Source organism: Pseudoruegeria sp. SK021, assembly GCF_002119405.1.
Lineage (GTDB): Bacteria > Pseudomonadota > Alphaproteobacteria > Rhodobacterales > Rhodobacteraceae > Meridianimarinicoccus.
This window is the reverse complement of record NZ_MTBG01000001.1, coordinates 308,147-332,644: the sequence shown is the minus strand read 5'-3', so window position 1 is coordinate 332,644 and position 24,498 is coordinate 308,147. Positions and strand designations below refer to the sequence as shown.

The 24,498-nt window shown below is 61.6% G+C and carries 24 protein-coding genes and 2 tRNA genes; 9 read left to right on the top strand and 17 right to left on the bottom strand.

What is annotated here, in order from left to right; translation table 11 throughout:
- Positions 1 to 78: 78 nt before the first annotated feature.
- Positions 79 to 294 carry a hypothetical protein gene (locus BV911_RS01545; protein WP_086051811.1) on the bottom strand — a complete coding sequence of 72 codons (216 nt, stop codon included), beginning with the start codon at positions 292 to 294 and terminating at the stop codon, positions 79 to 81.
- Between the two features lie 66 nt (positions 295 to 360).
- Entirely contained in the window at positions 361 to 1,038 is a 678-nt protein-coding gene (locus BV911_RS01540; RefSeq protein WP_086051810.1) for a pyrimidine 5'-nucleotidase, read from the bottom strand.
- Positions 1,039 to 1,120: 82 nt separating this feature from the next.
- On the opposite strand from BV911_RS01540, the gene BV911_RS01535 reads away from it, so the two are divergent.
- A complete protein-coding gene (locus tag BV911_RS01535; protein WP_086051809.1) occupies positions 1,121 to 1,774 on the top strand; it encodes a GntR family transcriptional regulator in 654 nt (217 codons plus the stop codon).
- A gap of 13 nt (positions 1,775 to 1,787) precedes the next feature.
- Here BV911_RS01535 and BV911_RS01530 read toward each other — a convergent pair whose 3' ends face one another.
- Together BV911_RS01530 and carA are read right to left on the bottom strand one after the other, a co-directional pair.
- Positions 1,788 to 3,710: a glycosyltransferase family 2 protein gene (locus tag BV911_RS01530; RefSeq protein ID WP_086051808.1), complete on the bottom strand. Its 1,923-nt coding sequence runs from the start codon at positions 3,708 to 3,710 to the stop codon at positions 1,788 to 1,790.
- Between the two features lie 109 nt (positions 3,711 to 3,819).
- Complete coding sequence (gene carA, locus BV911_RS01525; RefSeq protein WP_086051807.1) at positions 3,820 to 4,962, bottom strand: glutamine-hydrolyzing carbamoyl-phosphate synthase small subunit; 1,143 nt, start codon at positions 4,960 to 4,962, stop codon at positions 3,820 to 3,822.
- Between the two features lie 160 nt (positions 4,963 to 5,122).
- On the opposite strand from carA, the gene BV911_RS01520 reads away from it, so the two are divergent.
- The gene (locus tag BV911_RS01520) at positions 5,123 to 5,590 is read left to right on the top strand and encodes a GatB/YqeY domain-containing protein (protein WP_086051806.1); all 468 of its coding nucleotides are present in this window, start codon (positions 5,123 to 5,125) and stop codon (positions 5,588 to 5,590) included.
- Positions 5,591 to 5,686: 96 nt separating this feature from the next.
- On the opposite strand, the gene BV911_RS01515 is transcribed toward BV911_RS01520, so the two are convergent.
- A complete protein-coding gene (locus BV911_RS01515; RefSeq protein WP_086051805.1) occupies positions 5,687 to 6,238 on the bottom strand; it encodes a DUF2244 domain-containing protein in 552 nt (183 codons plus the stop codon).
- 209 nt (positions 6,239 to 6,447) lie between these two features.
- On the opposite strand from BV911_RS01515, the gene BV911_RS01510 reads away from it, so the two are divergent.
- Complete coding sequence (locus tag BV911_RS01510; protein ID WP_168183950.1) at positions 6,448 to 7,233, top strand: pyrroline-5-carboxylate reductase; 786 nt, start codon at positions 6,448 to 6,450, stop codon at positions 7,231 to 7,233.
- A gap of 111 nt (positions 7,234 to 7,344) precedes the next feature.
- On the opposite strand, the gene ctaD is transcribed toward BV911_RS01510, so the two are convergent.
- Positions 7,345 to 9,003 (bottom strand): cytochrome c oxidase subunit I, encoded by a 1,659-nt coding sequence (gene ctaD / locus BV911_RS01505; RefSeq protein WP_086051803.1) that lies wholly within the window; start codon positions 9,001 to 9,003, stop codon positions 7,345 to 7,347.
- A 259-nt stretch (positions 9,004 to 9,262) separates the two neighbouring features.
- Here ctaD and BV911_RS01495 point away from each other — a divergent pair, with 259 nt between their 5' ends.
- Positions 9,263 to 10,207: a DMT family transporter gene (locus BV911_RS01495; protein WP_086051801.1), complete on the top strand. Its 945-nt coding sequence runs from the start codon at positions 9,263 to 9,265 to the stop codon at positions 10,205 to 10,207.
- Positions 10,208 to 10,217: 10 nt separating this feature from the next.
- Here the strand turns inward: BV911_RS01495 and lipB are convergent, their stop codons facing one another.
- Entirely contained in the window at positions 10,218 to 10,925 is a 708-nt protein-coding gene (gene lipB, locus BV911_RS01490) for a lipoyl(octanoyl) transferase LipB (protein ID WP_086051800.1), read from the bottom strand.
- Between the two features lie 280 nt (positions 10,926 to 11,205).
- Between lipB and BV911_RS01485 the strand changes: the two genes are divergently transcribed.
- Positions 11,206 to 11,292: transfer RNA gene (locus BV911_RS01485), tRNA-Leu, on the top strand.
- A gap of 107 nt (positions 11,293 to 11,399) precedes the next feature.
- Here the strand turns inward: BV911_RS01485 and BV911_RS01480 are convergent.
- Genes BV911_RS01480 through BV911_RS01455 form a run of 6 tightly spaced genes read right to left on the bottom strand, consistent with a single transcriptional unit; the run spans position 11,400 to position 16,871 of the window.
- Entirely contained in the window at positions 11,400 to 12,329 is a 930-nt protein-coding gene (locus BV911_RS01480; protein ID WP_086051799.1) for an AEC family transporter, read from the bottom strand.
- Positions 12,330 to 12,333: 4 nt separating this feature from the next.
- On the bottom strand, positions 12,334 to 13,131 hold the full coding sequence (locus BV911_RS01475; RefSeq protein ID WP_086051798.1) for an MBL fold metallo-hydrolase: 798 nt from the start codon (positions 13,129 to 13,131) through the stop codon (positions 12,334 to 12,336).
- Positions 13,131 to 13,928 carry a TatD family hydrolase gene (locus BV911_RS01470; RefSeq protein WP_086051797.1) on the bottom strand — a complete coding sequence of 266 codons (798 nt, stop codon included), beginning with the start codon at positions 13,926 to 13,928 and terminating at the stop codon, positions 13,131 to 13,133. Before BV911_RS01470 ends, BV911_RS01475 begins: the two co-directional genes overlap by 1 nt.
- Positions 13,929 to 13,939: 11 nt before the next feature.
- Positions 13,940 to 15,055 (bottom strand): DNA polymerase III subunit delta', encoded by a 1,116-nt coding sequence (locus tag BV911_RS01465; RefSeq protein WP_086051796.1) that lies wholly within the window; start codon positions 15,053 to 15,055, stop codon positions 13,940 to 13,942.
- Positions 15,055 to 15,690, bottom strand: a complete 636-nt coding sequence (gene tmk, locus BV911_RS01460) for a dTMP kinase (protein ID WP_086051795.1) — start codon at positions 15,688 to 15,690, stop codon at positions 15,055 to 15,057. The genes BV911_RS01465 and tmk overlap by 1 nt, the downstream gene beginning before the upstream one ends.
- Positions 15,687 to 16,871, bottom strand: coding sequence for a D-alanyl-D-alanine carboxypeptidase family protein (locus BV911_RS01455; protein WP_086051794.1), 1,185 nt, complete (start codon positions 16,869 to 16,871; stop codon positions 15,687 to 15,689). Before BV911_RS01455 ends, tmk begins: the two co-directional genes overlap by 4 nt.
- A gap of 194 nt (positions 16,872 to 17,065) precedes the next feature.
- On the opposite strand from BV911_RS01455, the gene BV911_RS01450 reads away from it, so the two are divergent.
- Together BV911_RS01450 and BV911_RS01445 are read left to right on the top strand one after the other, a co-directional pair.
- Positions 17,066 to 17,142, top strand: a tRNA-Met gene (locus tag BV911_RS01450).
- Positions 17,143 to 17,413: 271 nt separating this feature from the next.
- Positions 17,414 to 18,634 carry a lytic murein transglycosylase gene (locus BV911_RS01445; RefSeq protein WP_086051793.1) on the top strand — a complete coding sequence of 407 codons (1,221 nt, stop codon included), beginning with the start codon at positions 17,414 to 17,416 and terminating at the stop codon, positions 18,632 to 18,634.
- Positions 18,635 to 18,661: 27 nt separating this feature from the next.
- Here the strand turns inward: BV911_RS01445 and hemE are convergent, their stop codons facing one another.
- Complete coding sequence (hemE, locus tag BV911_RS01440) at positions 18,662 to 19,696, bottom strand: uroporphyrinogen decarboxylase (RefSeq protein WP_086051792.1); 1,035 nt, start codon at positions 19,694 to 19,696, stop codon at positions 18,662 to 18,664.
- Between the two features lie 111 nt (positions 19,697 to 19,807).
- Here hemE and hemC point away from each other — a divergent pair, with 111 nt between their 5' ends.
- Together hemC and ppk2 are read left to right on the top strand one after the other, a co-directional pair.
- Complete coding sequence (hemC, locus tag BV911_RS01435; protein ID WP_086051791.1) at positions 19,808 to 20,758, top strand: hydroxymethylbilane synthase; 951 nt, start codon at positions 19,808 to 19,810, stop codon at positions 20,756 to 20,758.
- 102 nt (positions 20,759 to 20,860) lie between these two features.
- Positions 20,861 to 21,781, top strand: coding sequence for a polyphosphate kinase 2 (gene ppk2, locus BV911_RS01430; RefSeq protein ID WP_086051790.1), 921 nt, complete (start codon positions 20,861 to 20,863; stop codon positions 21,779 to 21,781).
- Positions 21,782 to 21,894: 113 nt separating this feature from the next.
- Here ppk2 and urtE read toward each other — a convergent pair whose 3' ends face one another.
- Genes urtE through urtC form a run of 3 tightly spaced genes read right to left on the bottom strand, consistent with a single transcriptional unit; the run spans position 21,895 to position 24,425 of the window.
- On the bottom strand, positions 21,895 to 22,590 hold the full coding sequence (gene urtE / locus BV911_RS01425) for an urea ABC transporter ATP-binding subunit UrtE (RefSeq protein WP_086051789.1): 696 nt from the start codon (positions 22,588 to 22,590) through the stop codon (positions 21,895 to 21,897).
- Between the two features lie 3 nt (positions 22,591 to 22,593).
- The gene (gene urtD, locus BV911_RS01420; protein ID WP_086051788.1) at positions 22,594 to 23,331 is read right to left on the bottom strand and encodes an urea ABC transporter ATP-binding protein UrtD; all 738 of its coding nucleotides are present in this window, start codon (positions 23,329 to 23,331) and stop codon (positions 22,594 to 22,596) included.
- Positions 23,328 to 24,425 (bottom strand): urea ABC transporter permease subunit UrtC, encoded by a 1,098-nt coding sequence (gene urtC / locus BV911_RS01415; protein ID WP_086051787.1) that lies wholly within the window; start codon positions 24,423 to 24,425, stop codon positions 23,328 to 23,330. Before urtC ends, urtD begins: the two co-directional genes overlap by 4 nt.
- Positions 24,426 to 24,498 lie beyond the last annotated feature (73 nt).

Genomic DNA, 24,498 nt, shown 5'->3' with positions numbered 1-24,498 from the left:
CCGCAATGACAGGGCTGGGCGCGCCCCTGCGCCGCCACAGTTCGCGGGCGTTTCGCGCCCGGGATGGCCGCCGATAGGTTAGCCTAAGGTGATTTTCACCAGCAGAACCATCACACCAGCGGTCAGCAGAAGGGCCGGAATAAGCAGGCCAACGATGCCAAACAGAACCGTCGACAGCGCCAGAACCAACACCAGAGTAATGGCCAGCATCAGCGCCAGTTCTTCCTCTTTGCTCCAACGCTGGGTGTTGTTGCCGATCGCGGTGGGGTCGGGGTTTTGGCTGGTGGGTGTCATGACGCTCTCCGGGTTGACTGGCCTTAGCCTAGCACGCGTCGATCAGACGCGAAACCAGCCTGAGGCTCAGATATGGGCGATCAAGCGTCGCAGAAAGCCGCTTAAATCATCGGTATGAAAGTCGATATGGTCGGCAGGCACGGGCTGCGGCGCAACAAGGACGGTGCCCATGCCCAGTTCATGCGGCACGGCCAGATTGCGGGGGTCGTCTTCGAACATCACCGCGTCTGAAGGGATCAGCCCGTCCATGGCAAAGACCGCATCAAAGGCTTGCCGCTGGGGTTTCGGGCTGTAACCGGCATGTTCGACACCGTAGACCGCATCAAAGACCCCCGCCAGCCCGCGCGCAACCAGAACCCGCTGGGCATAGGGCGCATCGCCATTGGTAAAGACGATCCGGCGCCCAGGTAGCGCGGTAATCGCCTCGGCCAAGGCCGGGTCCACGGTCACATGGTCCAGTGAGATATCGTGCACATCCATCAGATAAGGGCCGGGGTCCATCTTGTGCTCAATCATTAACCCGGCCAACGTGGTGCCATGGGTCTGCCAATAGTGACGGCGCAGCCGGTCGGCCTCGGCTGCATCGACGCCCAACGCGGCCATCACATAGGCGACCATCTTGATTTCAATTTGGTCGAACAGGCGCATGGCGGGCGGATAGAGGGTGTTGTCGAGATCAAACACCCATGTGGACCGTCCGGACAACGGATGGCGGGATGTGGCGGGCGCAGGTTGGGTCGTCATGGGAACTCCGTCGCTCCTGTGTTATCGGCTGGGTTGATTGAGGATGTGTCCCAGCGATACCCTGCGGCAAGGGAGAAAGCCAATGACGGTGATGCGATCCACCCAGAAGGACGCCTATGATCTGATTCTGGGGGCGATTGATGTCGGCGTGTACCGTCCGGGCAATCGGCTGGTGGAATCCGAATTGGCCGAACGGTTCGGGGTCTCACGGACGCCGATCCGCGAGGCGTTGCAGCGGCTGGAGACCCAATCCTTGCTGGTGCGGGACGGGCGCAGCCTGATCGTGGCCGCGCTGGATCACAACCAGATGGCCGAGCTTTATGTGGTCCGGTCCGAACTGGAAGGGCTGGCGGCGCGCCTTGCCGCGCAACACGCTACGGCTGAAGAAATCCGGGTGCTGCGCGATATGGTCGTGGCCGATCACAAGCGGGTGGGCAATCCGGCGGCGCTGTCACGGTCCAACCGCCGGTTTCACAAGCAAATCCATCTGGCATCCCATAATCGCTATCTGGTGCAGCAGTTGGATCTGGTGCATCGGACCATGGCGCTGATGGCGTCGACCTCGCTGGCGGTGACGGGTCGGGATGAGGTCTCTCTTGTGGAACATTCTGCCATCGTGTCGGCCTTTGAGGCCCGCGATGCCATGGCCGCCGAGGCGGCCCTCAAGGCCCATATTTCACAGGCCTTCGAAACCCGTCTCAAGCAAAATTCGCTGGATTTGGACGGGGCCGATTAAGCAGGCATCGGCGCTATGCCGGCGCGGGTGCGGCAGTGTCGGGCGCGCCTGCGTCAATCGACAGGCCGTGCTGGGTCTTGTCCCAAAAGAACGGCCGCGTCATCAGTTCCGAGAGGGCTTTGTACGCCGCCAGCGTGGCCAGCATGTGATACAGCCCCATGGTCACGGCGCAGGGCAACAGGCCAAGCTGATCGCTGCGGTACAAGGCCACCGTCGACAGCGTGGAATTCAGCAGCCCCGATGTCACCACAACCCCGATCACCGTCAGCCCAAGCGTTTCCGTCAAAACCGGCGAAAGCGGATGCGGCAAGGACAGGGCCACGGCCCAGCACGACCAGATCAACGGTGCCAAAAGCGCCTGCAACAAACTGCCCAGAAACATGATCTGAAATCCGGCGAACGCCCTCGGCCCCAAGTCTCGCCACAGTCGTTTGGGGTCTTGCATATGGGTGGCATAGGTCATGGCATAGCCCTTGATCCAGCGCGACCGCTGCCGCACCCATGCCCAGCCGTGGCAGTTGGCCTCTTCGCGGGTGACCGTGTCGATCAGTTCGGTGCGATAGCCGTGCCGGGCCAGACGAAGGCCAAGATCGGCGTCCTCGGTGACGTTGAACGCGTCCCAACCGCCCAATTGGCGCAATAAAGACGCGCGGAAAAACAGGGTCGTCCCGCCCAGCGGCACCGGCAGGCCCAGCTTGGCAATTCCGGGCAGGACCACGCCGAACCATGTGGCGTATTCAATGCTAAAGCAGCGCGACATCCAGTTCTGACGCCGGTTGTAGAAATCCAACCGGCCCTGCAAGCAGGCGACCTCTGGCGGGGCATGGGCAAAGCGCGCCACCACGCGGCTGATCTGGTCGGCATCCGGCGCGTCTTCGGCGTCATAGACCCCGACAATGCTGCCGCGACAGAAATCCAACGCATAGTTCATGGCGCGGGGCTTGGTCCGCAGATCGCCGTCAGGCACCGTCAGGACCCGCATCCAGTGCGGCAAGGCGGTTCGGGCCAGCGTCGCCCGGGTCACCGCATCGTCGGCCTCTATTACCAGACATACATCCAGCAATGCATGGGGATAGTCGAGTTGCTGCAAATTGCGCACCAGCCGTTCTGCAATCTGGTCTTCTCGCAGAAGGGGTACCAGAATCGACACCACCGGCAGACGTCGATCCACCTGCTGCGGCAGCAGCGGCAGAACGTTGCTGTCCGCCGTAGTGCCGGGATGCCGGGACTGCAGCCCAGCCCACAACGCTGCGCCTTTGAGGGCGCTGGCCGCGATCAAAATCAGCAGGGAAAAACTCAGACCGGCGACAAAGGTTGTGGCCGGGGCAATTGCGGCAAGATAGGCGAGGGTGGCCAGAGTCGCGCTGGCCCAGATCAGAAACTCGGTGCCGCGCCAGTGGCGACAGCTGTCGATCACCCGGTCTTCTGCCCGAAGGTTCAGCGCCCGTGGAAACAACCGGGACAGGCTGTTGGTCAGGTCTTGTTCGCTGACGATGGCCAGCATCACCGGCCCAAACAGCGCCTCAAACTCTGGCTTTACGGCCTCAAATGCGTCCGGTTGCGAGGTGGCGATGACGGTGGCGCCGCCGATATGTCGCCACGGCAGGGCGCGGGCCTCAAAGCAGCGGGCCAGTCCGACCGTCAGAACCAACCCCGGGTCCGGCGGGCGCGCCCGCAGGTCCAGCCCGCCAGCGCCCCATTGCTGTTGTAGGGCCGACAGGATGTCGCCCTCATTCAGCCCGACATCGGCCTGCAACAACGCGCCCAAGGGCGCTGCCATGTCCTGCTGCATCGCCAGACAGGCGCTGACCGTCTCGATCCCGACCAATTGCCGGGCGCACAGGATTTCGCCCAACCGTGGCCGAGATGCGCCCGCAACCGAGGTCGGTTGCGGCGCCGGGGTGGTGGCGACAAGTGTAAGACCGGGCGAGACCATGCGATCGGGACCCCTGTTCTGGACCCGATCAAGTTACCCAAGGTAAGGTTAACCGAAGCTTAAATTGCCCGGTCTGGGGTGGCGCCTCTGCGCCGACCGCGGGCCGGCCTTACGCCATGGCGGCGCGGAACCGTTCGAACAGGTAGAAGCTGTCTTGCGGACCCGGGCTGGCTTCGGGGTGGTACTGAACCGAAAATACCGGCCGACCGGTCATCTTGATGCCGCAATTCGACCCGTCGAACAGCGACACATGGGTCTCTTCCACGCCTGCGGGCAGGGTCTGGGCATCCACGGTGAACCCGTGGTTCATCGAGGTGATCTCGACCTTGCCAGTGCCCAAATCCTTGACCGGGTGATTGGCGCCGTGATGGCCGTGGTTCATCTTGACCGTCTTGGCCCCCAAGGCCAACGCCAGCATCTGGTGGCCAAGGCAAATGCCGAACACCGGCATCTGAGTGCTGTCCAGAATGGTGCGGATCATCGGCACAGCATAGGCGCCGGTGGCTTCGGGGTCGCCCGGTCCGTTGGACAGAAACAACCCGTCCGGCTGATGCGACAGCACGTCTTCGGCAGTGGCCGAGGCCGGCAGAACCGTGACGTCGAACCCGGCACTGGCCAGACAGCGCAGGATGTTGCGCTTGGCGCCATAATCCACGGCAACCACCTTCGGCGCGGTGCCCTCACGGGTGCCAAACCCACCGGGCCACGCCCAACGGGTCTCGTCCCAGCGATAGGACTGGGCGCAGGTGACGTCCTTGGCCAGATCCTTGCCCAGCAGGCCCTCAAAGCCACGCGCCGCAGCGACCAGAGCCTCGATGTCGAACACACCGTCGGGGTTGTGGGCCAGCGCCACATGCGGCGCGCCTTGCTGCCGGATGGCCCGGGTCAGGCGGCGGGTGTCGATCCCGCCCATGCCGATGCGGTTGCGCCGCGACAGCCAATCGGACAACTCGCCTTGCGAGCGCCAGTTCGACGCCACGGTCGGATCCCATTTGACCAGCATCCCAGCGGCGACCGGATCATTGCTTTCGTCGTCTTCGCTGGTGATGCCAACATTGCCGATATGGGGGAAGGTGAAGGTCACGACCTGACCGGCATAGGACGGGTCAGTCATGATCTCTTGATAGCCGGTCATGGAGGTGTTGAACACCAGTTCGGCGGTCACCACCCCGGTGGCCCCGAACCCCTGTCCGAAGAACACAGTTCCATCGGCGAGGGCTAGGCAGGCGGTTGCGGGGGCATGAACGGGCATCGGCGGACTCCGGCTGAAAATCGTCGGGACACTATGCGCCGCAGTGCGGCGGGTCAAGGTCGCGCGGCAGGGTCGGGCGGTGCCATCTTGGTCCTCAGGGTTGCCACTGGGGCTGTCGATCCGTAAAAGCCCGCTTTGACGATTTTAGGATTGGACTCAGATGAGCCTGAAGCAAAAGATCACCGTTAAGATGAAGCAGGCGATGAAAGACAGAGATGTCAAAAGCTTGCCCACCCTCCGGCTGATCATCGCCGCCATCAAGGACAAAGAGATTGCCTGTCGTGGCTGCGAAGAAGGTGTGAGCGACTCGATCTCAGAAGATGAAATTCGGGCGATTCTGTCGAAAATGGTGCGTCAACGCCGCGAAAGCGAAAAAGCCTATGAAGAGGCCGGTCGCTTGGAATTGGCCGAACAGGAACGCGAAGAAGCCAAGATCATCGCGGGATTTCTGCCCAAACCCCTGACCGAGGATGAAGAGACCGCCGCCATTGCCGCTGCGATCACCGAAACCGGTGCCGACTCGATTCGGGATATGGGCAAGGTCATGGGGCTGTTGAAAGAGCGTCATCAGGGCCAGATGGATTTCGCGTCGGTCGGACCGCAGGTCCGCGCCCGCTTGTCGGCATAAAGTGTAACCGGAGGTCCGCGCCCGCTTGTCGGCATAACGTCACACCACGGGCTCGGATCGACTGATGGCTTGGCGCGGATCGCTCTGCGCTGCGTCTCAGGCTTTGGCCCCGGCGGTTCTGAGGGCTGCCAAAACCTGCTCTAGCTGGTCAAACAACACCACCCGCTCGTCGGCGGACAGGAACGCCCCCAGTTCGACCTCGCGTCCGGCACCGCGCAGGGTCAGATACTGCTCAACCGGTCGGCTTGAGGGATGCAACTGCACGGAAACCCAATATGGGTTGGCCGCCCAGCTTTGGGTTGGCCCCCGGCGCGGCTGATGGGTCAGGTCGGCGCGGTCGGTCCACAGCCGCAATTCCTCAAGAATTTCACCGTCGCGATAGGATTTCTCTAACAGAAACCACAGCAATGCCAGCGCACCAAGAAGAAACGGCAACAGGCCCCACAGCACCGGGGTGCCAATGACCGACAGCAGCGGGATCATCAGCAGGGCAAAGGTCGCGCCGATCACCAGCACAAAGCCGCGCCGGGGCAGCGACCGGTAGGGCCAGAGATGCAGGCGGATCAACGGCGGATCGCCTGCCGCGTGATACGCCGTTCGTCCCGTGGCCGAGGCTGCACTGGTGCCATCCATCCATTCCACGGGCATGTCAGAGGCCCCGCTGCAGCGCTGGGGGCAGGGCTTGGGGCAATGCGCGGATGGTCTGACAGCGTATCATGCCCTGACCTTAGCGGGTTCGTGACCGCGAAAAAGCCCATCCTGCTGCGGCGTCGCGTCTTTTCCGGGTTTGGACAGGTCCGCCGCGATGGTGTAGCCCGGTCACGCGAACCTCTGTGATGCTACAATGGGAGACAGGCATGAAAATCGGCTTTATCGGAACGGGCGACATCGCCGAAGCGGTCATCACCGGTATGATGCGGGCAGAATTGCCGATCGACAGCATCGCGGTCTCGGCGCGCAGCCAGCACATTTCGTCCAAACTGGCGCAAGAATACGCCAAGGTGCAGGTCTTTGACGACAACCAGCAGGTGGTGGATGCCGCTTGCGATCTGATTTTCCTGTCGGTGCTTCCGCAGCAGGCCGAGGCCGTGCTGACCCCGCTTCAGTTCCGCAACGGACAGGAAATCGCCAGCCTGATCAGCACGATCCCGGTCGAAAACTTGGCCGAATGGACCGGCGCCACTGGCCCGATCACCCGAGCGATTCCCTTGCCGCCAGTGGCCGAACTGCGGGCGGTGACCGTGCTGTCGGGGCCCTCGGCGCGGCTGGAGGCGATTTTCGATCAACTGGGCGGGGTTGTCGTGACCCACAGCTTGGACGAGATGAACGCGCTGACCATCCCAAGTGCGTTGATGGGCACATTTTTCGGCCTGCAGGAAATCATCGTGGATTGGGTCGGAACCAAGGGCGTGCCCGAGCCGGATGCCCGCCGTTATCTGTCCAGTCTGTTTCTGGCGCTGGCCCAGACCGGGGCAGGGTCCGACCGGACCTTCCCTGAACTGCGCGCGGCACACAGCACGCCCGGCGGGCTGAACGCCCAGATCTTTCAGGTCTTTACCGAAGGTGGCGGCGACAAGGCTCTGACCGAAGCCATGGACAGCGTCATGAACCGGATCCTTGCGGCCAGCGCCAAGCAAGACTGATCCGAAGCCGTCCGCAGCGTTTTGATCCGGGGCGCTGCGCCCGCCCGTCACACAGCAAAAAGCCCCGGCAATACCGGGGCTTTTCTTGTCTCAAACCCAATCCGCTGAGGATCAGTGCGCGTGGCCTTTGTCCCACTCGCTCTGCTTCGGCAGGGTCTCGAACGTGTGCTCTGGCGGTGGGCAGGGCAGTGTCCATTCCAGCGTGTCCGCGTACTCGTTCCAGTAGTTGTTGACCGTGATCTTCTCACCACGGGTCAGGGTGTACCAGACGATGTAGATGAACAGCACGAACGAAGCGAAGGACAGATACGCACCAAGCGATGACACCAGGTTCCAAGTCGCAAAGGCTTCTGGGTAGTCAATATACCGGCGCGGCATGCCCTGACGGCCCAAGAAGTGCTGCGGGAAGAAGGTCAGGTTGGCCCCGATGAACATCATCCAGAAATGGACCTTGCCCAGCGTCTCGGGATATTGCCGTCCCGACATCTTGCCGATCCAGTAATAAATCCCGGCGAAGATACAGAAGATCGCTCCAAGGCTCATCACGTAGTGGAAGTGGGCAACCACGTAATAGGTGTCATGATACGCCCGGTCGATGGCCGCTTGGCTGAGAACGATGCCGGTCACGCCGCCAACGGTGAACAGGAACAGGAAGCCGAACGCCCACAGCATGGGGGTCTTGAACTCCACCGATCCGCCCCACATCGTGGCGATCCAGCTAAACACCTTCACGCCGGTCGGCACCGCGATGACCATGGTTGCCAGCATGAAATAGCTCTGCTGCGACAGTGACAGGCCGACCGTGTACATGTGGTGCGCCCAGACCACGAAGCCCAGCACGCCGATGGCGATCAGGGCCCAGACCATGGGCAGATAGCCAAAGACTGGCTTCTTCGCGAAGGTCGCGATGACGTGGCTGATGATGCCAAAGCCCGGCAAAATGATGATGTACACTTCCGGGTGACCGAAGAACCACAGGATGTGCTGGTACAAGATCGGATCACCGCCACCGGCCGGATCAAAGAACGTCGTGCCAAAGTTGCGGTCGGTCAGCAGCATGGTGATCGCACCCGCCAGAACCGGCAGACTCAAGAGGATCAGCCAAGCGGTGACAAAGATCGACCATGCGAACAACGGCACCTTGAACAGGGTCATCCCCGGGGCGCGCATGTTCAGGAAGGTGGTGATCATGTTGATCGCCCCCAGAATCGAGCTGGCGCCCGAAACGTGGACTGCGAAAATCGCCAAATCCATCGACATGCCGGCTTCTGAGGTCGACAGCGGCGGGTACAGAACCCAGCCAACGCCCGAGCCAAGCTGACCGTTGCCGCCGGGGCTCAGCAGCGAGGCGATGCCAAGCGCGGTACCCGCGACATACATCCAGTAGCTGAGGTTGTTCAGCCGCGGGAACGCCATGTCCGGCGCGCCGATCTGCAAAGGCATGAAGTAGTTGCCGAATCCCCCGAACAGGGCCGGAATCACCACGAAGAACATCATCAGGACGCCGTGATAGGTGATCATCACGTTCCAGAGGTGTCCGTTCGGCGTGCACGGATCGGCCATGAAGCCTTCCATACACATATACTGTACGCCCGGATGCATCAGCTCCAGACGCATATAAACTGTGAACAGGACCGAAATGAACCCGACGGCGCCAGCCGTAAACAGGTACAAGATCCCGATGTCCTTGTGATTGGTGGACATAAACCATCGTGTGAAGAACCCGCGCTGGTGCCCGTCTTCGTGGCTGTGAATGGCTGCGTCGGCCATGCGTGCCTCCTAGTTGACCATGAGTCCGGGCCTGCGCCTCGGTATCTCATCGGTTCTAGTGCGACCGGATGCGCGAGGCAATGTCTTGAAGCGCATTGATCTGGGGCATTATGTCCTTTCCCGGTTGACGGTCGGTCGGAACGGACAGGTTGGCGGCCTTGGGCCGGTGGTCTATGGCCGCGCCCCGGCGCAGATGTCGCCGTGACCGGCCATGGGCAATGCCCTAGGATGAGCGGCGTTCGCAACCAAGGCCCTACTCATGTCCCGTCCGCTTTCCTCCGATGAGCCGTCCGGCCCGCTTGCCACCGGCAATGGGATCGCGCTGGCCGCCCTCGTCCTGACCGTTCTGCTGTGGTCGGGAAATTTCGTGGCCGGGCGGATCATGGGCGGGCTGATTGATCCGCTGACCCTGACCAGCCTGCGCTGGCTGATTGCCTTGGCCGGGATTTTGCCCTTTGCGGCGGTGCCGCTGTGGCGGTCGCGCCGGGCGCTGATGCGGCGGTGGTATTTTGTGGCCGGGCTTGGTCTGACCGGTGTCGCCCTCTTTAACGTCTGCGTCTACTCCGCCTTGCAGCGTATTCCCGTCGCAAGCGCGACCTTGATGCTGGCAGTGGTGCCCTTCGCAATTTTGACCGGCTCGGTCTTACTGGGGAAGGCCCGCCTGCGGCTCAAGGATGGCGCGGCGTTGCTGGTCTCTGTCATTGGCGTGCTGATCCTGCTGACCGATGGTCATCTGGAATCGTTGATGGGTCTGAAATTCGGCGCGGGCGATCTGTGGATGCTTCTCGCCGTGTTGGCATGGACGGTCTACACCCTGCTGCTGCGCGCATCCCCGGCCGATGTGCCGCCTGATGCGATGCTTGCGGCCAGCATGATCGCCGGATTGGTGCTGTTGCTGCCGCTGGCGGGGATGTGGGGGACGACCGACCTGACCCTGTTGCCGCTGCCGGTTTGGGGCGGGGTGCTGTATGTCGGGCTGGGCGCGTCGCTAGTGGCGTTCTGGTGCTGGGGCTTTGGCGTCCGCCGAATCGGGCCCGAGGCGGCAGGGTTCTTCATCAATCTGATGCCGGTGTTCAGCGCAGTTCTGGCATGGCTGCTGCTTGGCGAAACCCTTGGTGCCAGCCAAATGGCCGGGGCGGCTGCGATCCTTGGGGCGATTGTGCTGTCGTCGTGGCGCGGACCGGCGTCCAAGTCGGTCCGATAAAAGTCCGACGTTAGTCCGACGATTGTCCGACACTGGATTCGTCGATCTCGGACGGTGCCCCGAACACTTGCGCAAAGGTTTTTTCCAGCGCGACATCCACATCCTGCATCGTCACCGGAAGCCCCAAATCCACCAGTGAGGTCACCCCGTGTTCACTGATCCCGCAGGGCACGATTCCGCTGAAATGGCTCAGGTCTGGCTCAACATTGATCGACAGGCCATGAAAGCTGACCCATTTCCGGATGCGCAGACCAATCGCCGCGATCTTGTCCTCGCAAGGGCGCCCGTCCGCGGCGACCGGTTTGTCAGGGCGGACAACCCAGACCCCGACGCGCCCGGGGCGCCGTTCGCCCACGACATTGAATTCATTCAGGGTTTTGATGACCCAGTCTTCGACCTGAGCCACGAAATGCCGCACGTCGCGCCCGCGTCGCGACAGATCCAGCAGGACATAGGCCACCCGCTGCCCGGGGCCATGATAGGTGTACTGCCCGCCGCGCCGGGCGTCATAGACAGGAAACCGGTCCGGCGAGATCAGATCGCGCGGATTCGCGCTGGTGCCCGCAGTGTAGAGCGGCGGATGTTCCAGAAACCAGATCAACTCGCGCGCGGTTCCAGCCCGAATCGCCGCCACCCGCTGTTCCATCAGCGCCAGCGCCTCAGGATATGGCACTTGCCCCGGCGACGTTACAAATTCTGGGTAATCATTGGCTTGCACGGATCAGGGTCTCTTCATCTTTGATGTCCCCGGTTTAGTCCCTTTGCTGTCAGATTCAAGCGTTTGAAATTGCTGACTTGAAACAGATGGATAGGGCGATTTCTCTTGAGGTTTGATCACGGCGTCAGCCAAAGGTCGGGACTTTTATCCGGGCGGGACGACCGGTTTACGCAGGGGATTTGGGGCCTGTCCGCCAAATGCTGCATCTCTTGGAAAATTCCTGCGATTCTGTCTTCACATCCGCCACCCGGTCGGCTAAACCCCGCCCACTGTCTAAAGTGCGGTCGTGGCGGAATTGGTAGACGCGCAGCGTTGAGGTCGCTGTTCTTTAACCGGAGTGGAAGTTCGAGTCTTCTCGACCGCACCAGACAGGATTAGGGCCATCGTGCCCCGTCGGCTTGACGCCATCCCCCCAAATCTAGGTTGTTCTTCCAATCAATCGACGCTGCTGGTCTCGGGGTGTGCGTGCCGTGATTATCCTAGAATTGTCAGCCAACCCCAAACGGTTATCGACGAGATCGCGGTGGCCACCAGCACTGAAGTGGCGGCAACACGGCGGGCGCGTCCATACATATCGGCAAAGACGTAGACGTTGATCCCCGGGGCCATGGCGGCGGTGATCACCGCTGACCGAAGCACCTCGGTCCGCAAATCCCCCCAGGTCCCGAAGCTGTACATCAGCACCGGATGGACGATCAGTGAAATCACCACCACATACATCACCGTGGTCATGTCGCCTTCAGGCCGATACCGGCACAAGATGCCGCCGATGCCGAACAAAGCCACCGGTAGCGCGGCTTGGGCGATCAGGTTGACGCCGTCGGTGATCGCTTGGGGCAGGGCTAGCCCGCTCAGGTTGACCGCAAGGCCAAGCGCGATGCCGATGATGATCGCGTTGCTGAACATCGCCCGCAGGATCGCCTTGATCGTGCTGGTCCCAGTGCGTCCTTTGTTGCGGATCAACTCCATCGCCGTGATCCCCAACAGGTAGCAAAACGGCGAGTGGATCGAGATCAGGGCAAAGTTGGTCGCCAGCGAATCGACCCCATACGCGCGTTCCGAGATCGGAACTCCCAGCAGCATCGAATTGGAAAATAGGCAGCAAAATGCAATGGCGACGGCATCTTCGGCGGGTCGTTTGAACAGCAACCGCGCGCCGACATATCCCAAGACAAAGCAGATGGTTGCTGCCACGTAATACGAGCCCATCAGCACGAGGTCGAATTCGCGGCTAAGATCAAGGGTCGACATTGCCCTGAACAGCAAGGTGGGCACGCCGATTTTCATCGCAAATCGCATTAGTCCGTCGGCGCTGGCGTCGCTGAGGACGCCGCGCCAAACCGAAACATATCCGCCGATGATCACAAGAAAGACTGGCAGGACGACGTCGAAAAATGCGGACACTGGGTTAGACCTTATAGGTCAGGACCAGCCCATCATGGGCTGGCGTGATATGGTCGGGTGTTTCCGCCGCCACGGTCGCATAGTCCAGATCCACATGCATATTGGTCAGGATCGCTCGTTTGGGCGCTGCGCGCGCGATCCAGTCCAGCGTCTGCGCCAGATGGGCGTGGCTGGGATGCGGTGTGCGGCGCAGGGCATCCACGATCCAACAATCCAGTCCGGCAAGCGCCGTCCACGCGTCGGCGGGAATGTCCGAGACGTCTGGCAAATAGGCCAGATCGCCGATGCGAAACCCCAGCGCATGAATGCTGCCATGGCGCACTTGGAATGGGGTCAGGCAGATTGGCCCGCCGTCGCCCTCTACGGTGACATCGCCGTCAATGGTGGCCATGGTCAGGATCGGTGGATACGGCGACCCCTCCGGCTGGACAAATGCGTAGCCAAACCGTGAAATCAGATCGTTTTGGGTGGCGCCATCGGCCCAGACGGTCAGACGCTTGCGGGTATTGAAGACGATCATCCGCAAATCGTCCAGCCCGTGGACGTGATCGGCATGGGGATGGGTGTAGACCACGGCGTCGAGTGTTCCGACTTCGGCGTCCAGCAATTGCGCGCGCAGATCGGGGGAGGTGTCGATCAAAACTCGGGTGACGCCGGTGTCGGTTTCCCGTTCAATCAGCACCGAACAGCGGCGGCGCAGGTTGCGGGGGTTCATCGGGTCGCAATCGCCCCAATGACCGCCGAGACGCGGAACCCCCCCGGACGAGCCGCAGCCCAAAATGGTGAAGCGCAGTTCTGCCATCACACCTTGGCTTTCGGGAATAACCGATCGAAATTGGCGGTCGTGGCAGCCGCGAATTCTGCCAGTGTCAGGTCATGCACGGTCGCACCAACGGCGGCGGTCTGCGCCACATAGGCTGGCTCATTGCGCCGTCCGCGATGGGGCGGCGGCGCCAGATAGGGTGAATCGGTTTCCACGAGGATTCGGTCCAGCGGCGTGCGCGCAAAGATATCGCGCAGCTCTTGCGATCGGGGAAAGGCGGCGATGCCTGACATGGACAGGTAAAAGCCAAGATCCAGCGCCGCTTCGGCCAGTGCTGCGCTGCTGGAAAAGCAATGCATCACGCAGTTAAAGGCCCCGGCCCGGTGTTCCGTAGTCAGAATCTCTGCCATGTCATCGTCGGCGGCGCGAGCATGGATGATCAGCGGTAGACCGGTCTGGCGGGCGGCATCGATATGGACCCGCAGGCTGTCCCGCTGAATTCCGGCGGATTCAGCGCTATAATGATAATCCAGCCCGGTTTCCCCGATGCCAACGAATTTTGGATGTGCGGCAAGTGCGACCAGCTGATCCACCGTGGCGAGGGGCTCTTCAGCGGCGCTCATGGGGTGGGTTCCGGCCGCGTAGAACACGGGCGCATGCGCCTCGGCCAGCGCGCGAACGGTCGGCTCATTGCGCAGGCGGGTGCAGATGGTCACCATCCGCTCGACCCCGGCGGCGCGGGCGCGGGACAAGATGTCGGGCAATTCTCCGTCGAAATCGGGGAAGTCCAAGTGACAATGGCTGTCGACCAGCGACGGGGACGGCGTATCGGTCATAACAAACGTACCTAACTGGCGGCACATTGCCCCGCCAAAGCATCAACTCTGAAGATCATATCGAGGATCAGGCTGTGCGGGTCAAGGTTGACCGCCAGCCCATTGCGCACACGGGCGGTCATCTCTTGCCGGGCTTCAGCCCAATGGCGTCCGGCGGCGGGGGTTGGTGACAACCGCCGCAAGAGATCCGCCCGGGGCGAACCGCCGGATTGTGCCAACACGCCCGCGCGGGCCAGATCGGCCAGAAACGCATCGAACAATTGCAAAAACAACTCGCACCGATCCGCCGCATCCCGCTGCGCCAGAGATGTCGCCAACGCCAGCGCCCGCATCCGATCGACTGCGGGCATAGTGGCAAAGAGGGCCTGAACCTCGTTCATCAAGGCGGGGCCATTGTGCTGGTGCAGCCAGAGGGCAACCCCGACGCTGCCATCTGACAGGCGCGCTAATGCCTCTGCCGTGTCGTGGTCCAGCGTGTCATCAATCCCTGTCAGGATCTCAACCACCTCATCCTCGGTCAGCGGCAGACACGGCAACGTCCGACAGCGGCTGCGCACTGTTGGCAACAACCGGCTGGGCATGTGACAGACGATCAGGAATACCGTCTGGGGTGGCGGCTCTTCCAGCAGTTTCAGCAATGCGTTGGCGGCGGCGGTGTTCATCTCGTCGGCGCAATCCACAATGACGACGCGGCGCCCGCTTTCGGTCAAGCTGAGGTGGAAAAAGCGTTTGAGGGCACGCACTTCGTCCACGGTGATGAACGCCCGCAGTTTTTTGGTCTTCGGGTCCCACGGACGCCGCAACAGATAGAGCCCTTGTTCGGCCAGCGCATCAATGCGGTGCGCGACCGGGGCATCTGGATCGGAGTCCAGATCGGTGGGGGGGCCAAGCAGGTCGTGTCCCAAGACCGGCTGCGACAATAAAAACCGTGCGATTTTCCAAGCCAGCGTCGCTTTCCCGATGCCGCGCGGCCCCGAGATCAGCCACGCATGGTGCAGGCGATCTTCGCGCACCGCGGTGAGAAAGGTTTGCTGCTGTCGGTCACGTCCGATCAGATGACGGCTAAAGCGGGGATGCAGGGCGCCTGCGGCGCAGTCCGCTTCGGGGATATCGGTCTCAACTGCCATCACAGACCAGACAGATCAAAGGCCGCGAGGATCCGCGCCGCGATTGCGTCCGGTGTGCCGGTGCCGTCGATCCGCTTCACCCGCGTCGGTTCAGCCTGTGTCAGGGCCAGAAAACCGTCGCGAAGTTTGTTCTGAAATCCAAGGCCAAACTCCTCGAACCGATCCTCGCCGTCCTGACGCCGGGTGGTTCGCGCCAGCGCCTCGGTTGGGTCCAGGTCAATGACCAAGGTCAGGTCGGGTTTGGTCCCGATCATAAGGTCGTGCAGCTGATCCACGGTTGCGGCCAGATCGCCACGCGTGGTGCCTTGATACACCCGGGTGCTGTCGCAGAACCGGTCCGTGATTACCGTTGCCCCTCGGGCCAGCGCGGGCCGGATCGTGCGCTCCAGATGATCCCGGCGGGCGGCGGTGAACAACAGCAGTTCGGTTTCCGCCGACCAGCGATCCGGTTCGCCCTCAACCAAAAGCGCGCGGATCAATTCGGCGCCGGGCGATCCGCCGGGTTCACGGGTCAGAACGACATCGATGCCTTGCGCCGAGAGGTGCGCGGCCAGACGGCGCGCTTGCGTGGATTTCCCAGAGCCGTCAATGCCTTCAAAGCTGATGAAGCGGCCCGTGCCTGTGGACGTGGTCAAAACAGGTCTTTCGCCTCACCGGCCAAGCGATTGTACAGCACTTGAGTGGCGCTGCGCATCCGTGGAATAAGTCCGCCCTGCGCCACATCGCGTTCGGCGACCAGCGGAATCCGCGAATCGGGAAGGCCGGTTCGGGTGATCACCAACTGGCCGATCTCGTCGCCCTTGGCGATGGGGGCCTGCAATGGGCTGCGATACACCACTTCAGTCGTGTAATCGTTGGCGAAGGCGGCTTGATTGAGGAAGGTCACATCCTTCGGCACCACCAGTCCGACGCTTTGCAGGTTTCCCATCCAGACCGGCGCTTCGGCAATCAGGTCGCCTTCTTCGGCCAGTTTGGTTTCCAGAAATTGGCGGAATGCCCAACTGACGACCCGCTCGGCCTCTTCGGCCCGGGCCTCGGCTGTGGGAAGGCCGGAAATCACAAAGATAACGCGGCGATTGCCTTGCGCGGCCGAGCCGACCAAGCCGTACCCGGCCTCTTGTGTGTGGCCGGTCTTCAGCCCATCCGCGCCAATGCCCAGTTTCAGCAAAGGGTTGCGGTTGAAGCGGTTTTGCGGTGCTCGCCCATCAAACGGATACTCCGCCTGTGAGAAATAGCCGTAATATTCGGGGAAATCCCGGATCAGGTGTTCGGCGACAAAGGCCAGATCCTTCACGCTCATCCGGTGGTTGGGGTCCGGCCAGCCTGAGGCATTGGCGAAGGTCGAGTTTTCCATCCCCAGCGCTTTGGCCCGGTCGTTCATCATCCGCGCAAAGGCATCTTCGGTTCCGGCCAGGCCTTCCGCCACCACGACGGTGGCGTCATTGCCCGATTGGACGATGATCCCCTGAATAAGCTCTTCGACGGTCGGACGATCCCGTTCGTTCAAGAACATGGTGGACCCGCCCATTTCACGGGCCTTGGTCGAGACCCCGAAGCGGGTGTCCAAGGTGACATTCGGATTATCCCGCAGGGATTCGAACAGCATCAACAGGGTCATCAGCTTCGACATGGACGCGGGCGGCAGGGATGCGTCGGGGTTCTTTTCAAACAGAACCGTGTCGGTGCCGACATCGACGACATAGGCCGCCCCGGCCTGCGTTTCGAACCCGACCTGCGCCATACCGGGAAAGGCGAAAACAAGGCTGGCAATCAAGGGGGTCACGAGGTGTCGCACGTTGGAGTTCCTTGTGGGCATCAATAGACTTGGATTCTAGCACTTGCTCGGGACCGCGCCAACCGTGTCGCGGCACAAGTCGTGGAAATGTTATTGATCCGGGCAATTGTTTGGTGAGTGGGTCGAAATTTCGGGGTTGCGGGAAAAAGTCGGGAAAAACCGGCGTTTTCCGCCTTGACGCCCGGCGCGTGCTTGCCTAATCAGCGGCTCACCGTGGCGGAGTAGCTCAGTTGGTTAGAGCAGCGGAATCATAATCCGCGTGTCGGGGGTTCAAGTCCCTCCTCCGCTACCAAATATCCTGATGATGATCTGGATTGGGTCGGGTTTTACCGGCCTTTTTGGCGTTTGGTGCCGCGCTTTTTTGGCGTCGGACCCACGTCGGACTTTTATCGGACTTTCGTCGGACAAAGTATCGGTTCGTGGCCTCTGGGTGGGGGCGACGGGGTCGGGCAGGCCATTGCCGTTCGCGAGCCATCAGATAAAGTGTACCGAACAGCCGGAACGACGCGGCGAACAGGCAATGAGCAGAGTTGGGGGTCAGGGTGATCAGCAGACGGACAGTAATGTTGGGTGTTGCAGGGATTGGGCTGTCAGCCTGTACCGGTGGCGGGGGCGGCAGCCCAATGGTGACGCGCACCGTAGACCCGGCGATGCAGCCACAGGCCAATGCAGGGTATGACGCGTGGGTGGCCGGATTTCGCGGGCGGGCGCAGGCACAGGGTATCAGCCAAGCCACGCTGAACGCCGCGTTCCGCAATTCCGGCTATCTGCCCGGGGTGATTGAGCGGGATCGCAATCAGACCGAATTTACCCGGACGCTGGAAGATTATCTGGCGATCGCGGCCTCGGATGAGCGGGTCAGCAAAGGCAAGGCGGCGCTGTCGCAAAATAGCGCGGCGTTGACCAAGATCAGTCAGCAATACGGCGTCGAGCCTGAGGTGATCACTGCGGTCTGGGGGCTGGAAAGCTTTTATGGCGAACGGCGCGGCGATATTTCGGTGATCTCGGCCACCAGCACATTGGCCTATGACGGACGGCGCGGGGATTTTTTCGAGAAGCAACTGATTGCGTCGTTGAAAATCTTGCAAAATGGCGATGTGACGGCAGAGAACATGACCGGCAGTTGGGCCGGGGCGATGGGACATACCCAGTTCATCCCGACATCGTATCAGGCCTATGCGGTGGATTTCACCGGCGACGGCAAGCGCGATATCTGGTCAGACAATCCCACTGACTCGCTGGCGTCGACTGCGGCCTATCTGTCGCGCTCGGGCTGGACCAAGGGCCAGCCGTGGGGCGTTGAGGTCAAGCTGCCATCGGGGTTCAATACCGCGCAGGCGGGGCGCAGTACCACGCGCAGCCCCTCTGAATGGGCGGCGCAGGGCGTGCGGGACATGAACGGACGGGTGGTGCCAAATTATGGGGCAGCGTCGATCCTGCTGCCCTCAGGTCCCAGCGGGCCGGCCTTCATGACCTTCCGCAACTTCACCGTGATCACTCGCTACAACAATTCCGAAAGCTACGTGATCGGGGTGGGCCATTTGTCAGACCGTTTGAAGGGGGGCAAGCCGATCCAAGGATCGTTCCCGCCGGACAAATACGGGCTGACCATCGATGATCGCCGGGCGCTTCAGCGTGGCCTGACAGCCAAGGGTTTTGATACCCAAGGGGCGGATGGGGTGATCGGGTCGAACACCGAGACGGCGATCCGGGCCTACCAGCAAAGCGTTGGCCTGCCGGTAACCGGCCTGCCATCGCGTGCGTTGTTGGCCAGTGTCACCTGAGTGAACAGGCCCGGCGCTACGCCGGGCCTAGCCGTTGCGCAGGGTGTCGATCATCAGCGCGACGTTGTCGGGATTGGCGTCCGGGGTGATGCCATGACCGAGATTGAAGATATGCGGCCCCTTCGAGAACGTCTCGCGGATGCGCAGCACTTCGTCGATCAGGGGCTGACCGCCGGTGACCATATGCTGCGGCGCCAGATTGCCCTGCACACACACCTCGGTCTGGATATTGTCCACCGCCCATTGCGCGCTGACCGAATTGTCCAGCGCCACGCAATCCGCGCCGGTCGCTTTGGCGAAGCCGATATAGCCGTCGCCCGCTTCGCGCGGAAAGGCGATGACCGGCACGTTCGGGTGGCGGGCTTTCAGGGCTGAAATGATCTTGCGGGTGGGTTCCAGCGCGTAATTGGTGAAGTCAGCGCCTTTCAGCGACCCGGCCCAACTGTCGAACAGCTTGACCACTTCGGCCCCGGCCTCGATCTGTTTTGACAGGTATTCGATGGTGGCATTGGTCAGCCGCCCGATGATCGCGTTGAACAGCGCCGGGTTTTCGGCCTTGAGCCGATGCGCCGGGGCCTGATCCGGGGTGCCGCGACCGGCAATCATATAGGTGGCCACGGTCCATGGCGCGCCTGCAAACCCGATCAGCGCGGTTTCGGCGGGCAATTCGCGCTTCAGGATGCGCAAGGTTTCATAGATCGGCGCCAGATGGTCATGGATGGCGTCGGCATGGACCAGCTTGCCAAAATCCTGCTCGGTGGTGGTGGTGGATAGCCGGGGTCCTTCGCCGGTGACGAACCACAGATCTGCGCCCAATGCGTCGGGGATCAACAGGATGTCGGCAAACATGATCGCGGCGTCAAACCCGAAGCGGCGGATCGGCTGCAAGGTCACTTCGGCGGCCAGTTCGGAATTATAGCACAGCGACAGAAAGTCCCCAGCTTGGGCCCGGGTGGCACGATATTCCGGCAAATAGCGCCCAGCTTGTCGCATCATCCAGATCGGGGGAATGGTCTGAACATCGCCGTTGAGGCTTTTCAGCAGCTTTTTGGTTTCCGCCATCGGTTTCCTCGCTTATTCCTGACTTCGGGTCGTCCCGCATGTCCCGTCCAATGTCAACGCGCTGCGTGCCCCCATACAGGTAACCCACTCAGATGGGTTCAGGTGAAAATAATGAAATATGACCTTCCTTCTGCTGCGCAACCGCTGAAAATCGGCACCCGTGGATCGCTGCTGGCGCTGGCGCAGGCGCATGAGACCCGTGACCGGTTGGCGGCAGCGTTCGATCTGCCCGCTGAGGCCTTTCAGATTGTGCCAATCAAAACCACCGGCGACAAGGTTTTGGACCGGCCCTTGAAGGAAATCGGCGGTAAGGGCCTGTTCACCCGCGAGATCGAAGACGCAATGTTGACGGGCGCCATCGATATTGCGGTGCATTCGATGAAGGATATGCCGACCCTGCAGCCGGGCGGATTGGTGCTGGATTGCTATTTGCCAAGGGAAGACGTGCGCGACGGGTTCGTATCGCCGCACTTTGCTGCGTTGGCCGATTTGCCCGAAGGGGCGGTGGTGGGCTCTAGCAGTTTGCGGCGGCGGGCGCAGTTGGCGCATGTTCGCCCGGATCTGAAACTGGTCGAATTTCGCGGCAATGTGCAGACCCGGATGAAAAAGCTGGACGATGGCGTGGCGGTTGCGACCTTCTTGGCGATGGCGGGGTTGCACCGGCTCGGCATGCCCGAGGTCGCCCGGTCGGCCATTTCGCCCGACGAGATGCTGCCGGCGGTGGCGCAGGGGGCGATCGGCATTGAACGGCGGTCCGAAGATGTCGCCGTGGCCGCGATGCTGGAAGCGATTCATGATGGGCCAACCGGCCAGCGGCTAATGGCGGAACGGGCGTTTCTGGCCGCATTGGACGGATCGTGCGAGACCCCGATTGCCGGGCTGGCGGAGCTGGAAGGCGGCACCGTGCGGTTGCGCGGCCAGATCCTGCGCATTGACGGCTCCGAGGCGTTGTCGGATATGGCCAGCGCCCCGATCGAGGACGGCGCCGAACTGGGGCGGTCATTGGCTGCGGGGTTGTTGGCGCGGGCGCATCCGGGTTTCTTTGACTGGCGGGAGGGCTGAGCCAGCAGTCAGCGCAAAAGCCCTTTGCAAAACCGTTACGTGCGCGGGATAGTTCGCCATTGAGTCCAAATTGATTGTGACCGCAGTCCGAAGGAGCGCCCCATGGCCGAAGACCACACCCCCGAATTTGGCAAGGATTGGCTGGCGGCCGAGCTGGCGGATACGCTGGACGAAGATTTCGAGTTGGAGCTGTCGGAACCGGCGCTGTCGATGGAGATCCGCAAAATCTATCGCCGGGCGCATCCGCCATCGCTGGAACGCCACGATTATTTTCAAAAACTGCTGTATCTGCAATCGGAACTGATCAAGCTACAGGATTGGGTTGAGCATACCGGCGAAAAGGTCGTGGTGGTCTTTGAAGGGCGCGATTCGGCCGGGAAGGGCGGGGTGATCAAACGGATTACCCAGCGGTTGAACCCAAGGGTGTGCCGGGTGGTTGCCCTGCCTGCGCCCAGCGAGCGCGAGAAAAGCCAGTGGTATTTTCAGCGTTACGTGCCGCACCTGCCCGCCGGGGGCGAGATCGTTCTGTTCGACCGCTCGTGGTACAACCGCTCGGGCGTGGAGCGGGTGATGGGCTTTGCCAACGAAGATCAAGTCGAACAATTTTTCAATGACGTGCCGGAATTTGAACGGATGCTGGTGCGGTCGGGGATCCGGCTGGTGAAATACTGGTTCTCGATCACCGACGAAGAACAGCAGATGCGGTTTCAGATGCGGATCCACGATCCGATGAAACAGTGGAAACTGTCACCGATGGATCTGGAAAGTCGGGTGCGGTGGGAAGATTATACCAAGGCCAAGGAAGAAACCTTTGCCCGGACCAATATTCCCGAAGCGCCGTGGTATATCGTTGAAGGCAACGACAAGAAGCGGGCGCGCCTGAACTGCATCGACCACCTGCTGAGTCAGATCCCCTATGAGCCGGTGCCGCAAGAAGAGGTCACCTTGCCCGACCGGGTGCACAACACCGAATATGAACGCGCCGTGCTGCCGCCGGAATTGTATGTGCCCAAGAAATATTAAGCCGGACCGATGATTTTATAGTTCTCTATTCCGTCCTTCTGTCGATGAGGCCAAGGCCTGACCGAGCCAGAAGGGCGGCAGGGTTCATCCGTCAGGACCCGTTCTGCGCACGCTTAGACGGTGAGCAGGGCGCGCACCTCGTCATCGACCATTTCGGCGCGGGTGCCGGATTTGACGATCTGGCCCCGGTCCATGACGTGGAACGTGTCGCAAAGATCGCGGGCGAAGTCGTAATATTGCTCGACCAACAGGATGGCCATGTCGCCGCGATTGCGCAGATAGCTGATCGCCCGACCAATATCCTGAATGATCGACGGTTGGATGCCCTCGGTTGGCTCGTCCAGAACCAGCAGGGACGGGCGCATCACCATGGCCCGGCCAATGGCCAGTTGCTGTTGCTGGCCGCCCGACAGGTCGCCGCCGCGACGGCCCAGCATTTGCTTGAGGACGGGAAACAGGTCGAACACTTCTGACGGCACATAGCGTTCGGACCGGGGCAACATGCCAAAGCCGGTTTCCAGGTTTTCTTGAACCGACAGCAGGGGGAAAATCTCGCGGCCTTGCGGCACCGAGGCAATGCCAGCGCGGGCGCGGGCATCGGGCTTGGATCGGCCCAGATCCGACCCGTTCCATGCAATCTGGCCACCAGAAATCTGATTGCGCCCGACAATGGCCCGCAACAGGGTGGTTTTCCCGACGCCGTTGCGGCCGAGGACGGTTGTGACCTTGCCGGGCTCGGCGGTGAGGGACACCGACCGCAGCGCCTGTGCCGCGCCATAATGCAGGTCTACGTTTTCAACACTCAACATTGATTAGCGCCCCAGATAGACTTCGATGACTTGTTCATTGGCCGAGACGTGGTCCAGCGACCCTTCGGCCAGCACATGGCCCTGATGCAGCACCGTTACCCGGCAGTTCAGGGCGCGGACGAAATCCATGTCATGTTCGACCACCACGACCGTGTGCTTGCCCGCAATGGACCGCAGCAGGTCGGCGGTGCGCATGGTTTCGGCATCGGTCATGCCCGCGGCGGGCTCATCCACCAACAGCAATTCGGGATCTTGCGCCAGCAGCATGCCGATCTCTAGCCATTGCTTCTGTCCGTGGCTGAGATCCCCGGCCATCCAGTCGGCGACGGCGGACAGTTTTACCAAATCCAACAGCTCGGCGATGCGGGCATCTTCGGCGGCGCTGGAGCGGTGGAACAACGTCGCCCAGATCGTGCGCGGCTCCTTCAGCGACAGGGCGATGTTGGTCTTGACGGACTGGGTTTCAAACACGGTGGGTTTTTGAAACTTGCGGCCGATGCCCAGCCGGGCCGAGCCGGCCTCGTCGGTCTTGGTCAGGTCGACGGTCTGGTTCCACAGGACCTCGCCTTCATCCGGGCGGGTCTTGCCGGTGATGATGTCCATCATCGTGGTCTTACCTGCGCCGTTCGGGCCGATGACCGCGCGCAATTCGCCCTTCTCGATGGTCAGGGACAGATTGTTGATCGCCTTAAAGCCGTCGAAACTGCGGCAAACGCCATCAAGGGACAGCTGAACGCTCATACGGAGGCCTCTTGGGTTGGTTTGGGGGCGGGTTTGCGCCGCAGGGTGGATTCGATCACCCCAAGAACGCCGGTGGGCATGAACAGGGTGACGAAGATAAACAGCGCCCCGAGGGCGAACAGCCACGCTTCGGGCAACCAGCCGGTCAGCAGGGTCTTGGTCAGTGCCACTAGGAAGGCACCGATGGCCGCACCGACCAGCGTGCCGCGCCCGCCCAAGGCCACCCAGATCACGATCTCGATGGAGTTGGCGGGGCTAAATTCGCCCGGGTTGATGATGCCGACCTGCGGTGTGTACAGCGCGCCCGCAACCCCGGCCATCATTGCCGAGACCACAAAGACGAACAGCTTGTATTCCTCAACGCGGTAGCCAAGGAACCGGGTCCGACTTTCGGAATCTCGGATCGCAATCAGGATCTTACCCAGCTTTGAGTTGGTGATGGCCTTGGCGATCAGCAGGCCGGCGGCCAAGGCGATGGCTGACAGGATGAACAGGCCCGCGCGGGTGCTGTCTGATTGCAGGTTGAAGCCCAGCACGTCCTTGAAATCGGTCAGGCCATTATTGCCGCCAAAGCCCATTTCGTTGCGGAAGAAGGCCAGCATCAGGGCATAGGTCATGGCTTGGGTGATGATCGACAGGTAGACGCCGGTGACGCGGCTGCGGAAGGCGAACCAGCCGAAGACGAAGGCCAACAGCCCCGGCACCAGCATCACCATCAGGCAGGCGAACCAGAACATGTCGAAGCCATGCCAGAACCACGGCAATTCGGAATAGTTCAAAAACACCATGAAATCAGGCAGATCGGGGTTGGCATAGACACCCCGGTCGCCAATTTGGCGCATCAGGTGCATGCCCATGGCATAGCCGCCCAAGGCAAAGAACGCGCCGTGTCCAAGGCTGAGGATGCCGCAATAGCCCCAGACCAGATCCAAGGCGACGGCCAGCAGGGCGTAGCACAGATATTTGCCAAACAAACTCACGAGATAGGAGGGGACAGGCTTGCCATCTATCAGCAGGTTGCCGACGGGAATGGCGACGGTGAGGATGAACAGGCCAGCCAGAAAAATGCCCATGCGGCGGTCGATCAGGCCCATGTGGAACCCCCTTCGGATCGTAAAAAACGGGTGTCGGACTTATGTCGGACTTTGATCGGACTTTCGTCGGACC